10 protein-coding genes are annotated in these 12,858 nt (G+C 64.6%); 5 read left to right on the top strand and 5 right to left on the bottom strand.

Annotation, left to right across the window (positions count from 1 at the left end; genetic code table 11):
• The first annotated feature begins 2 nt into the window (after window positions 1-2).
• Together ngg and AUL31_RS11410 are read left to right on the top strand one after the other, a co-directional pair.
• Window positions 3-1,793 carry an N-acetylglutaminylglutamine synthetase gene (gene ngg / locus AUL31_RS11415; RefSeq protein WP_060606288.1) on the top strand — a complete coding sequence of 597 codons (1,791 nt, stop codon included), beginning with the start codon at window positions 3-5 and terminating at the stop codon, window positions 1,791-1,793.
• 69 nt (window positions 1,794-1,862) lie between these two features.
• Complete coding sequence (locus AUL31_RS11410; RefSeq protein ID WP_060606284.1) at window positions 1,863-3,029, top strand: osmoprotectant NAGGN system M42 family peptidase; 1,167 nt, start codon at window positions 1,863-1,865, stop codon at window positions 3,027-3,029.
• Between the two features lie 1,202 nt (window positions 3,030-4,231).
• Here the strand turns inward: AUL31_RS11410 and fdhD are convergent.
• Complete coding sequence (gene fdhD / locus AUL31_RS11405; protein WP_060606281.1) at window positions 4,232-5,032, bottom strand: formate dehydrogenase accessory sulfurtransferase FdhD; 801 nt, start codon at window positions 5,030-5,032, stop codon at window positions 4,232-4,234.
• 133 nt (window positions 5,033-5,165) lie between these two features.
• Between fdhD and AUL31_RS11400 the strand changes: the two genes are divergently transcribed.
• Together AUL31_RS11400 and ribB are read left to right on the top strand one after the other, a co-directional pair.
• The gene (locus AUL31_RS11400) at window positions 5,166-5,801 is read left to right on the top strand and encodes a TerC family protein (RefSeq protein ID WP_060606279.1); all 636 of its coding nucleotides are present in this window, start codon (window positions 5,166-5,168) and stop codon (window positions 5,799-5,801) included.
• A 32-nt stretch (window positions 5,802-5,833) separates the two neighbouring features.
• Window positions 5,834-6,955 carry a 3,4-dihydroxy-2-butanone-4-phosphate synthase gene (gene ribB, locus AUL31_RS11395; protein ID WP_060606277.1) on the top strand — a complete coding sequence of 374 codons (1,122 nt, stop codon included), beginning with the start codon at window positions 5,834-5,836 and terminating at the stop codon, window positions 6,953-6,955.
• 19 nt (window positions 6,956-6,974) lie between these two features.
• On the opposite strand, the gene AUL31_RS11390 is transcribed toward ribB, so the two are convergent.
• Complete coding sequence (locus AUL31_RS11390; RefSeq protein WP_060606274.1) at window positions 6,975-8,303, bottom strand: MFS transporter; 1,329 nt, start codon at window positions 8,301-8,303, stop codon at window positions 6,975-6,977.
• Between the two features lie 62 nt (window positions 8,304-8,365).
• Complete coding sequence (gene trhO / locus AUL31_RS11385) at window positions 8,366-9,247, bottom strand: oxygen-dependent tRNA uridine(34) hydroxylase TrhO (RefSeq protein WP_060606827.1); 882 nt, start codon at window positions 9,245-9,247, stop codon at window positions 8,366-8,368.
• A gap of 66 nt (window positions 9,248-9,313) precedes the next feature.
• Here trhO and AUL31_RS11380 point away from each other — a divergent pair, with 66 nt between their 5' ends.
• Window positions 9,314-10,288 (top strand): MBL fold metallo-hydrolase, encoded by a 975-nt coding sequence (locus tag AUL31_RS11380; protein ID WP_073469325.1) that lies wholly within the window; start codon window positions 9,314-9,316, stop codon window positions 10,286-10,288.
• Here AUL31_RS11380 and AUL31_RS11375 read toward each other — a convergent pair.
• Together AUL31_RS11375 and AUL31_RS11370 are read right to left on the bottom strand one after the other, a co-directional pair.
• Complete coding sequence (locus tag AUL31_RS11375; protein ID WP_060606270.1) at window positions 10,218-11,051, bottom strand: DUF1499 domain-containing protein; 834 nt, start codon at window positions 11,049-11,051, stop codon at window positions 10,218-10,220. The two genes, AUL31_RS11380 and AUL31_RS11375, sit on opposite strands and share 71 nt — an antisense overlap.
• 6 nt (window positions 11,052-11,057) lie before the next feature.
• Window positions 11,058-12,858 (bottom strand): putative PEP-binding protein (locus tag AUL31_RS11370; protein ID WP_060606267.1); only part of this gene is annotated, 1,801 nt, incomplete at its 5' end.

The following is a 12,858-nucleotide window of genomic DNA, read 5'->3' as shown; positions in this document are numbered from 1 at the left end:
CGATGTCAGGCGACGACCACGGCAAGGCCGCAGCCGGTTACGAACGGCGTCTGAAGCGCATGCGCACATTCGCCAAGGAGCCGCATGCGGCGGCAGACGACACGGCGCAGCCCGACGCCTCGGTCGACTGCGGATGGGGCCGGCTGTTGTTCGGGCAAACCTTCGACGATCCGTCGGCACTGGTAAAGCGGCTGAACGAAGAAGGACCCGACCGGCGCGACATCGCTTTCTATGTCCGCGATCCGCACGTCCTGATTTCCTACGCGCCGCAGGAATTGTTCCTCGATCCGTCCCATACCTACCGGCTGGACCTCAGCACCTACCGGCCCAGTCGCCGGCGGCCGGCAGGCTTCCGCATCCGCCGCCTGGCGTCGGTGGCCGATGCGGCGGAGATCAACCGTATCTACCAAAGCCGGCGCATGGTGACTGTGGATCCGGACTTCTTCTGGCAGAACCGCGACAGCCGCGCGCTGACGTGGCTGGTGGCCGAAGACGAAACGACGCGGCAGATCGTCGGCACGGTAACCGGCGTCGACCACGCACGCGCCTTCGACGATCCGGAGAAAGGGTCGTCCCTCTGGTGTCTGGCCGTCGATCCGCAGGCCCAGCATCCTGCCATCGGCGAGGCGCTGGTGCGCCAGCTTGCCGAACACTTCCAGGCGCGCAGCTGCGCCTACATGGACCTGTCCGTGATGCACGACAACCAGCCCGCGATCGGGCTGTACGAGCGGTTGGGGTTCTATCGCGTCCCCTTCTTCGCGGTGAAGCTGCGAAACCAGATCAACGAACAGCTCTTCACGGGCGCGGGCGACGCCTTTGACGATCTCAATCCCTATGCCCGCATCATCGTCGACGAAGCCCGCAGGCGCGGCATATCGGTTGACGTGATCGACGCATCCGGCGGCTTTTTCCGGCTTACCTATGGGGGCAGAAGCGTCCGCTGCCGCGAGAGCCTGTCGGAACTGACATCGGCCGTCGCCATGTCCATCTGCGACGACAAGAGCGCCACCCGCCGCCTCGTGGAAGGAGCCGGTGTTGCCGTACCGGCGCAGATAACCGCGCCGGAGAGCGAGGAGGACCTCGCTTCCTTCATCGAGGCGCATGGCTCCATCGTCGTCAAGCCAGCCCGGGGCGAGCAAGGCCGCGGTATCGCGGTTGGCGTTGAGACGCTCGACCACGCCAAGGCCGCGATCCGGGATGCGCGTGAGCAATGTGAGCGGGTCCTTCTGGAATCCTGTTTCCAGGGAGACGATCTGCGACTTGTGGTCATCGATTTTCGCGTCGTGGCCGCGGCGATCAGGCGCCCGCCGGTGGTAGTCGGCGATGGGCGCCATTCCATCAGGGACCTCATCGAACGCCTGTCGCGCCGCCGCAGCGCCGCGACAGGCGGCGAAAGCCGCATCCCACAGGACGACGAGACGGAGCGTTCGGTGCGCAAGGCAGGTTTCGGCCTGGATGACGTCCTGCCCGAAGGCGTGGAGGTCAAGGTCCGCGGAACCGCCAACCTGCACACGGGCGGCACGATCCACGACGTGACCGGCATGGTGCATCCGCAACTGGTGGAGGCCGCCGTGGCCGCCACACGTGCGATCGACATACCGGTTTGCGGGGTCGACCTGATGGTCAAGGATCCGCGCCTGCCCGACTATGTGTTCATCGAAGCCAATGAGCGCCCCGGCCTTGCCAACCACGAGCCGCAACCCACGGCGGAGCGTTTCGTGGACCTGCTCTTCCCGCTGTCCATCCCCGCCTCCGTACGCAAGGCGCAGCAGCGCAAACGCAAAAGAGTCTAGATCCGTCTCGCAAGCGCCTCGTGAAATCAGCTATAGGCCGCATACAACGTAGCGGCGCAGGAGTTCATCGTGCCCCGGCTTTCGATCGACAGCCATTATCTGACCGACCAACTCAAGGCCCTTCTGCGTATACCGAGCCCGACGGGCTATACGGATACGATCGTGCGGCACGTAACGCACGAGTTGCAGCGCCTCGGCCTGCGCGTGGAGCTGACACGGCGCGGCGCCATTCGGGCATTGCGGCAGGGAAGCCGCCGCGCTTCGGCGCGCGCCATCGTCAGTCACGTCGATACGCTGGGTGCACAGGTGAAGGCGCTGAAGCCCAATGGCCGCCTCGAGCTTGTGCCGATCGGGCACTGGTCCGCGCGCTTCGCCGAAGGCGCCAGAGCCACCATCTTTGCCGATACGGGCTCCTATCGCGGCACGATCCTGCCGTTGAAGGCGTCCGGCCACACATTCAACGATGCCGTGGACAGCCATCCCGTCGGTTGGCCGCATGTGGAGCTGCGCGTCGACGCCCTGTCACGCGATGGCCGCGAACTGGCGCGACTGGGCATAGAGGTGGGCGATATCGTCGCGATCGATCCACAGCCCGAATTTCTGGACAATGGCTTCATCGTCTCGCGCCACCTCGACAACAAGGCCGGCGTGGCCATCATGCTCGCCGCAATAGAGGCGCTGGAGCGCGAGAAGACCGTGACGCCGGTGGACATCCACTGGCTGTTCACCATTGCCGAGGAGGTCGGGGTCGGCGCATCGTCCATCCTGACGCCGGATGTCGCCTCCATGGTGGCGGTGGACAATGGCACGACTGCACCGGGGCAGAACTCTTCGGAGTTCGGCGTCACCATCGCCATGGCCGACCAGACCGGACCGTTCGACTATCATCTGACCAAGAAGCTCGTCCGGCTCTGCCAGGACGAGGACATCCGGTACCAGAAGGACGTGTTCCGCTACTACCGCTCGGATTCCGCTTCGGCGGTGGAGGCCGGGCACGACGTCCGCACCGCGCTCGTCACGTTCGGCGTCGACGCCTCGCACGGGTGGGAGCGCATTCACATCCATGCCTTGCGCTCGCTGACGGAGCTCATCACCGCCTATGCCACCTCACCGGTGGAGATCGAGCGGGATCGCAACCTGCATGCGGGGCTTGAAGGGTTCACCCGTCAGCCGGCAGCAGAAGCCGCACAGGAACTGGCGGAAGATTCCGACCCGGGCAGCGAAGACCGCGACTGACGACAAGCTACTGGTAGCCAGCGGCTGGTGACGAATCAAAACTGGATAGGATAGAGGATTCATGCGCGCGGCGTCCTGCCCCGTGCAGCCGAAAGGGGGTGATGTTTGTGAAACTTCGGAAAGTGGTACTTCGGATCAGGGTGTTCGGTTGGCGCCTGACACTGGTCTGGAAGTAACCCAGAAGGGGCCGGCGCGAATGCCGGTCCCGACCGAAGCAGGGCAACATCACCCCCTTGGCATGAATATTATCACATCCGCGTGGACGTTCAAGAACGCTGTTGCGCTGCGTCGACGCCTCTCTGCGCCGCCTGTGCCGTGCTTTCTATGAAACAGCTACTGACAAATCAAAAATGGATAGGATAGAGGATTCGTGCGCGCGGCGTCTTGCCTGGTGCAGCCGAAAGGGGTGAAGTTTGTGAAACTTTGGAAAGTGGTACTTCGGATCAGGGTGTTCGGTTGGCGCCTGACACTGGTCTGGAAGTAACCCGAAAGGGGCCGGCGCGAATGCCGGTCCCGACCGAAGCCGGGCAACATCACCCCCTTGGCATGAATATTATCACATCCGCATGGACGTTCAAGACGCGGTAGGCCTGCGCGAACGATCCGCTGCGCCGCCAATGCGGCACCCTCCATGAATTGGCTGCTGACAAATCAAAACTTGATAGGATAGAGGATTGTCGCGCGCAGCATCCTGCCGCGTGCAGCCGAAAGGGGGTGATGTTTGTGAAACTTCGGAAGGTCGTACTTCGGATCAGGCTGTTTGGTTGGACCCTGACACTGGTCTGGAAGTAACACAGAAGGGGCCGGCGCGAATGCCGGTCCCGACCGAAGCCGGGCAACATCACCCCCTTGGCATGAATATTATCACATCCGCGTGGACGTTCAAGAACGCTGTTGAGCTGCGCCGACGCTCCTCTGCGCCGCCAATGCGGCACCTCCATGAATCGTCTACTGACAAACAGAAACTCGATAGGATAGAGGATTTTCGCTCGCGGCGTCCTGCCGCGTGCAGCCGAAAGGGGGTGATGTTTGTGAAACTTCGGAAGGCGGTACTTCGGATCACGTTGTTCGGTTGCAGCCTAACACTGGTCTGGAAGTAACCCAGAAGGGGCCGGCGCGAATGCCGGTCCCGACCGAAGCCGGGCAACATCACCCCCTTGGTATGAATATTATCACATCGGCGCGGACGTTCAAGAACATGCTCAGCCTGCGCCCACGATCCGCTGCGGATGGGTAAAGATTTCGAAGGCCTCGCCGCGCGCAACGGCTACCACGGTGATGCCGGCCATGTCCGCCTCGCGAAGCGCAAGCGCGCTCGGCACGGATATGGCGGCAATCAGGCCGCAACCCATCATCGCCGCCTTCTGCACCAGCTCGACGGAAAGTCGGCTGGTGATCGTCAGGAAACCGAGTGCCGGTTCCGCGCCCGAGGCCGCAAGATGGCCCGTGACCTTGTCCAGTGCATTGTGCCGGCCGACATCTTCGCGGATCACGATGCAGCCCATCCCCTGCCTGTGGAACGCCGCGGCATGCACCGCGCGGGTGCGGCGACCAAGGACCTGGCCTTCCGCCATCTCCTCCATCGCCTGGGAAATCTGCGCCGGCTCCACCGCCAGCGTATCGCGGGCCTTCGGCAGGGAAACGGTGGCGTATTCGAGCGATTCCACGCCGCACAGGCCGCAGCCGACCGGGCCCGTCATCTGGCGACGGCGCGCCACATAGGTCGCTGCCCGCTGCGGCACCAGCCAGAGACGGCAGTCGTAACCGCCATCGACCGACTCCATCTCAAGCCGCTCGACTTCGTCGATCGTGCGGACGATCCGCTCGTTCAGCGCCAGCCCCAGCGCCATATCCTCCAGGTCTGAGGGGGTCGCCATCATCACGGCGTGTGTCGTCCCGTTGATCGACACGGCGACGGCGGCCTCTTCCGGCACCGGCCTTTCGCTGGCGGCAAAGCGTCCGTCGCGCCAGGCCAGGGTAGCCGCCTTGACGTCCACACTCATTGCGGCACCTCACTTGGACATAAGTGTATCACAAAGTTATCACGCGGACGTGTTCAAACGCGCCGAAGCGCACTATGACCGTAAATGCGCAACCATCGCGCGAGTCACAATCTACATAGCGACAGGTGATGCGTTGAGCGAATCCTTCCTCGCGGCAGAGTTTGCCGCCCTTCTACAGGTCCTCTTCATCGATATCGTGCTGGCCGGCGACAATGCCGTCGTCGTGGGCATGGCAGCGGCAGGCGTCGACAAGTCGATCCGCAGCAAGGTGATTTTCTGGGGCATCGCCGGCGCCGTCGTCATGCGCATCCTGCTGGCGATCATTGCCGTCGAACTTCTGGCGGTCGTTGGCCTGACGCTTGCCGGCGGCATTCTGCTGCTTTGGGTCTGCTGGAAGATGTACCGCGAAATCCGGCAGGGCGGCCACGAGGAGATCGACGAGGAGGCCGCCGCCAGAATGCCGAAGAAGAGCTTCGGTCAGGCACTGCTGCAGATCATCGTCGCGGATATCTCCATGTCGCTGGACAATGTCCTGGCGGTCGCCGGCGCCGCGCGCGATCATATCGAAGTGCTTGTGGCAGGCCTGCTGATATCCGTCGTGCTGATGGGCGCCATGGCCACATTGATTGCCCGCCTTCTCAGCAAATATCGCTTCATCGCCTGGATCGGCCTGCTGATCATCCTGTTCGTTGCGCTCAAGATGATCTACGAGGGCACCGAGCAGGTTGCCTGCGCGGGCTTCCTCCCGGCCCTTTGCCTGGAGCATTGACCGTCCGGCACCCGGAACTGGCGAGGACAGGTATGACGAGCGAACTGGATTGCGTCGAAGATGCGGTGGCCGCGATCGCCGCGGGCGAGCTTGTGGTGGTGGTCGACGATACCGACCGAGAGAATGAAGGCGACCTGATCATGGCGGCGTCGAAGGCGACGCCCGAGAAGATGGCCTTCATGATCCGCCATACGAGCGGCATCCTGTGCGTGCCCATGACGGCGGACCGGGCCCAGCGCCTGAACCTGCCGCCGATGGTGGCCAACAATCTCGATCCGATGCGGACCGCCTTCACCGTGTCCGTCGACTACAAGGTCGGCATGACGACCGGCATCTCCTCGGAAGAACGCGCCAACACGGCCCGGGCCCTTGCCAACGACAATGTCTCGGCAAACGACTTTCTGCGCCCCGGCCATATGTTTCCGCTGATCTCGCGCGAGGGCGGCGTTTTGACCCGATCCGGCCACACGGAAGCCGGAACGGACCTTGCCAAGCTGGCTGGGCTGGAGCCGGCCGGCGTGCTCGCGGAAGTCGTCAACGACGACGGCACCGTCAAGCGCCTGCCCGAGCTCATTCCCTTCGCGCGGGAGCACGGGCTCAAGATCGTTTCCATCGAAGACCTGATCGCCTATCGCATACGCCGCGAAAGCTTCGTCACCTGTGTCAAGGAACAGGAGATGATGATCGGCGGCATGAAGGGGCGCGTGCGCATCTATGAGACGCCGTTCGACGACATGCAGCATGTCGTTGCCCTGTTCGGCGACGTCAAATACGCCGCCCACGTGCCGACGCGCATTCACCGCGAACAGCCGGTCAAGGATTTGTTCGGGCGTGTCCGTGGCAGCCGCACCTGGGTAGAGTCAGCCGTCGACGCCCTGCAGAAGCACCAGAACGGCATCCTGATGCTGCTGCGCACCTCGGAAGCCGACGATTACACGCCGGAAGAGCATGCCAGCCCCGCCGTTGAGGATGGTGAAAAGCATGGCAGCGCACGTGCGCGGATGGCGCGCTGGCGCGAAATCGGCATTGGCGCGCAGATCCTCCGCGATCTTGGCGTGCGCTCCATCCGCATTCTGGCAACGCATGAACGGTCCTATGTCGGCCTCACCGGATTCGGCATCGACGTCGGCGGCACCATCCTGCTGGACGACTAGGGGCAGGACCTGAAGACCCTCAGCCGATAGGCTTCTGCCGCGTTTCAAGATCGACGGCGGCAGCGGCCAGCAGGGCGATGAACAGCAGCGCCGCGAAGAAGCCGACAGCGACCGGAAAACCGATGGCCACAAGCGGCGCAATGGCCGTCGGCGCCAGAAGGCCGCCCAGCCGCGCCATCGCGCCTGCCGTTCCCATGCCGGTCGCGCGGATGCTGGTTGGATAAAGCTCGGGCGTCCAGGCATAGAGCGCCCCCCAGGTGCCCAGCAGCGAGAAGCTCATCATCAGGATCGCACCCGTCACGATGACAGGCTCCAGGCTGATCGCGAAGACGAAACAGCCGATGCACGAAAGCAGCAGGAAGCCGATCAGCGTTTCACGCCGCCCCCATCGCTCCACGCCGTAGGCCGCCAACGCATAGCCCGGTATCTGGGCCAGGGCGACGACGATCAGGAAGCCATAGCCGCGCAGGAAACCGAGCCCCTCGCCTGCGAGCCGGCCCGGCAGCCAGGTGAACACGCCGTAATAGGCCGTCGACACCAGCAACCAGATTGCAAGGATGCAGGCGGTGCGGCGCATATAGGGGGCCGCGAAGATACCGACATGGCCGGCGGGTTGCGGATCGGGCAGCACCGGCTTGTCCAGCCTGGGGCGGCGGTTGACCTCCAGCACCTTGTCGAAGACGGCCTGCGCCTCCTGGGCGCGGCCATTGGAAAGAAGGTAGCGGGGAGATTCCGGTATCCATAGGCGAAGGCCGATACCGAGGATGGCGGGGATGGCTGTGGCAAGGAATATGATGCGCCAAGCCTCCGCCACGCCGTATGCGTGGGCGGCCCAGGCGACGATGGCGACGGCGACCGTGCCGACGGCCCAGAAGCCTTCCAGCATCACCAGCCACCGGCCACGGCTGCGCGCCGGCAGGAACTCGGCCATCATCGCGTAATCCACCGGCAGCGTGCCGCCGACAGCCAGACCGACGATGAAGCGCAGGATCAGCAGCACGGCGAAGTCCGGCGCGAATACGGAAGCCAGGCTGAACAGGGCGTCGAGCGCCACGGTGAACAGAAGGATGCGCCGGCGGCCATATTTATCGGCCAATCGGCCGAAGACATAGGCGCCGATCAGCATGCCGAAGAAGAAAGCGGTGCCGGTCTGCAGGGCTTGCGGTAGCGACAGGCCGAAGCTTGCGGCAATCGACGGCGCGGTGAACCCGACGGCGATGACCTGCATGGCGTCGGCCGCCCAGACGAGACCGAAAATCCCCAGGAGACGCCGTTGGAAGCGGCCCGTTCCGGCGCGCTCCAGGACCTCTTCGACTGCATAGCCCTGCCCGGCTGCCGTCACTGCCATGATTCGCCCCCGCTGTCGCCGCACATACTTATGACGCTGACACCGCGCGCTGAAAAGATGGATTACCCGGGCAGGCGGGTTCTCTCGGCGTGGCGAAGGCGCAGCCCCTCGGCACGCTCCTGTGTCAGGCGGTCGCGGCAATGCGGGCACGATACGCCCGCCTCGAAGCTCGGCGCTTGCGTTTCCTCGGGCGTCAGCGCCGCGCCGCATCCGAAACACTGCGTATACTGCGCCTCGGCCAGCCCCTGGCCAACGGCGACCCGCCCGTCGAAGACGTAGCAGTCTCCGTCCCACAGGCTGTCTTCGGCGGCCACATCCTCAAGGTATTGCAGGATACCGCCCTTGAGATGAAAGACTTCCTCGAAGCCCTCGGCCAGCATGTAGGCCGACGCCTTTTCGCAGCGGATGCCACCGGTGCAGAACATCGCCACCTTGCGATGCTTCGACGGATCCAGCTCGGTGGCGACGAAGCGCTTGAACTGCGTGAAGCTTTCGATCCCCGGGTCGACAGCGCCGCGAAACGTTCCGATGCGCGTTTCATAGGTATTACGCGTATCCACGACGACGACATCCGGATCCGAGATGACGGCGTTCCAATCGCGCGGGGCGACATAGGTGCCGACTCTCAGGGCCGGGTTTGCCTCGGGCGCCCGCATGGTGATGATCTCGGGTCGGATACGAACCTTCATCCGGCGGAAGGGCTTTTCCGAGCTCTGCGAAAACTTCACCTCCCCCTGGCGCACACCAAGCCGCGCATCCAGCAGGTCCACCACCCGCTCGATCGCATCCGGCGCGGCGGCGATGGTGCCGTTTATCCCTTCCGAGGCGATCAGCAGCGTACCGCATGCCCCCTCGCCAAGGCACATGTCCAGAAGCTCCCGGCGCAATGTCGGGAGGTCGTCGATCGTCACGAAACGATAGAGGGCTGCGATGCGATAGCTCATCACCGCCAACTGGCAAAATCGCGGCGGCTTGACAAGCATTTCCAAAAAGCGCGACCCCTTTTCGCGATGGCAGACGAACTCGATTTCCGGACGGACTTCAGGCCCGTCGTTGGCGCGGCCGAAGAAGTGGCTCCCGACATTCTCCGCATCGTGGCGCCCAATGCTGGCGCGATGACCTTTCGCGGCACCAATAGCTACGTGCTGGGGCGCGGCAGTGTCGTTGTGGTGGACCCCGGCCCGGACGATGGCGCGCACCTCGATGCCTTACTACGTGCCATCGGCAATCGCCCTGTCGAAGCGATCCTGATTACGCATACCCACCTCGATCACACGGCTCTTGCGCCAAGGCTGGCCGAACAGACGGGTGCCCCCATCTGGGCGGAAGGGCCGCATCGCCACGAGCGGGCCTTGGCCGCAGGCGAAGAGAACCGCCTGGATGCGGCTTCCGACAAGACACTGCCCATCGCCCGCACGATAGCCGACGGAGAGACGCTGCCTGTCGATGCGATGCGGATCGAAGCGGTGACAACACCCGGCCACGCAGCCAACCACCTGTCCTTCGCCCTGCCCGACCAAAGCGTGCTTCTGTCAGGCGATCATGTAATGGGGTGGGCGACATCGCTGGTGGCGCCGCCCGACGGCGCCATGGGACCCTATCTGGCCTCGCTGGAAAAACTGATGCACCGCCACGAGGCGCTCTATCTGCCCGGCCATGGCGATCGGATTCTCGATCCGCAGAAATTCCTGCGTGGCCTGCGCGCGCATCGCCTGATGCGCGAGCGGGCCATACTCGAGCGGTTGTCGGAGGGAGATACCAGCGTCGCGTCGATCGTCGCCTCCATCTATCGCAACATCGATCCAAGGCTTGTCGGCGCAGCCGCGCTGAACGTCCTGTCGCATCTGGAGTTTCTCGAGCAGAAGGGGCTTGCCCGTTCCAGCGGCCCGGTCGGGCCGAACGCCCGCTGGATGGCTACTCCTCCACAACCCCGCTCTGCGCCATCTCCATCGCACTCTCCAGCCGGTCCAGGAAAGCCGCGATAAAGCGACGGTTCTGGCCAAGATCGCGCGGCACGTCGCGCGATACGGAGCGCGCATCCACAAAGGTCGAACCGCCATCCTCCTGGATTCGGATGGTGATGTCGCTCGGCAGGCCAACCAAGGGCGCGGATGCAACGGCGTTGATTGTATAGTCCTGGGCATCGATTTCGGCGAAACGGTCGTAGGCGGCTGCGGAATCAACGGTCGAGCGCAATGTCGGCCTGGCAATGCGCACCGTGCCTTCGACGCCGAGATCGCCCGCGGCGGGCTGGGGCAAGGCCGATGATTCCACCGTATCGACCTGCCATCCAAGGTCGTCGGCAACCTGCCGGGCGGTGCTGTAGACTTCCCGCCCCGTGGCGGGAAATTCCCGCCCGAGCATCAGCGTGCTGCCGGCGGGTGCGGTCGACCCGTCCGCCACCATGCCGGCCGTGTAGGCGGAGTTTCCATCGGGGTTGTCGAATGCCAGCATCGCACCGACGGCGAACGGAATGCTGACGAGGAGACCAAGAAACAGGGCGGCAAGCGCGCGCCCTCCTCCCGGGCGGCCGGCAATCCAGACCATCGCGATGGCATGGATTGCCAGAACGAGGGCAAGTGCCAGAAGACCCGCGGCCAGCCCAATGACGCTGCCGAAATCATCCAGCCGCGTCAGGCCCATGCGGAACAGGAGAAAGCCCATGAACAGAAGGGCTCCGGCAAAGCCGGCGAGCGCGAATGCCCAGTCTGCCGTCCAGACCCGTTTGCGGATGTAATGCCCCGTCACCCCGGCTCAACTCCGTCCGCGTGCCTTGGGGGGCGCTGCCGTACGCAGGCCCCTTTGCAGCCGGATGGCCGCTTGGGCGGCCGCAACGCGCGCGATGGGCACGCGGAACGGAGAGCAGGACACGTAATCGAGGCCCACCTGCTCGAAGAAGCTGATGGAAGCCGGATCGCCGCCCTGTTCTCCGCAGACGCCGAGGGTTATGTCGGGCCGGGTGCGGCGCGCCTTCTCCACGCCCATGGCGATGAACTCGCCGACGCCTTCCGCATCGATCGATTGGAAGGGATCGCGCTCGATGATACCGGCGCGCTGATAGGTGCTCATGAAATTGGCCGCGTCATCGCGCGAGATGCCGTAAACGGTCTGCGTCAGATCGTTGGTGCCGAAGGAGAAGAAATCCGACACCTCGGCGATGGTGTCTGCCCGCATGACGGCGCGCGGCAGCTCGATCATCGCGCCGACATGGTAGGAAACACGCCGGCCTTTCTCGGCGGCGACCTCGTCCGCCACCTTGTCGATCCGCTGCTTGACGAAATCGAACTCGCGCCGCAGCCCCACCAGCGGCACCATGATTTCGGGCACCACGTCCTTGCCCTTGCGTCCACCGGCCTCGATGGCCGCCTCTATGATGGCACGCGTCTGCATCTCGGCGATCTCCGGATAGGAAATCGCCAGCCGGCAGCCGCGATGGCCGAGCATGGGGTTGAACTCCTGCAACTGCTCGATGCGCTGGCGCAGGGCGGCGGCCTCCAGCCCGAGGCTTTCCGCCAGTTCGGTGATCTCGGCTTCGCCCTTCGGCAGGAATTCGTGCAATGGGGGGTCGAGAAGGCGGATGGTGACGGGCAGGCCGGCCATGATCTCGAACAGCTCGACAAAGTCCGAGCGCTGCATCGGCAAGAGCTTCTCCAGCGCGCTCCGACGCCCCGCCTCATCGCCGGCAAGGATCATGTCGCGCATCACGTCGACGCGCTCGCCCTCGAAAAACATATGCTCGGTACGGCACAGGCCGATCCCCTCCGCCCCGAAGGCGCGTGCGGCGCGCGCCTCGATCGGGGTTTCGGCATTGGTCCGCACGCCCAGGCGGCGGGCGCGGTCGGCAAACTCCATGAGGGTGGCGAAATCGCCGGTCAGCGTCGGCCGTCGCAACCGGGCAGCACCACGGATAACCTCTCCGCTCGCACCGTCGATGGTGATCGCCTCGCCGGCGCGGATCACCACATTGCCGGCCGTCAGCGTCTGCGCTGCCAGGTCGATCCGAAGTGCTCCGGCGCCCGTGACGCAAGGCTTGCCGATGCCGCGCGCCACGACGGCGGCATGGCTGGTGGTTCCGCCACGGATGGTCAGCACGCCCTCGGCGACGTGCATGCCGTGCACATCTTCCGGCAGGGTTTCGTTGCGCACCAGGATGACGTTACGCCCCTCGCCCGTCAGGCGCACGGCCTCCTCGGAGTTCAGGACAACGATGCCGGTCGCCGCGCCGGGAGAGGCAGGCATGCCGCGTCCGACGACTTCCACCGCATCGCCATGCTCGATCGTCGGGTGCAGCAGCTCGTCCAGGGCCATCGGGTCGATGCGCAAGATCGCCTCGGGCTCGTCGATCAGGCCGTCGCGCACCATCTCCACCGCGACCCGGACGCCTTCGGCGACGGTTCGGCGGGCCGGACGCGACTGCAGGAGATACAGATCTCCATCACCCACCATGAAGTCGACTTCGCAGGCATCGGCCATATGGTGCTCGATACGCCGGACATAATCGGCGAGCGCCTCCACATCGGCGGGAAACGTTTCGCGGGCGCGCTCCGTACCAAGT

Origin of the sequence: Aureimonas altamirensis (genome assembly GCF_001463885.1) — a bacterium.
GTDB lineage: Bacteria > Pseudomonadota > Alphaproteobacteria > Rhizobiales > Rhizobiaceae > Aureimonas > Aureimonas altamirensis.
This window is presented reverse-complemented; position numbering and strand designations above follow the sequence as displayed.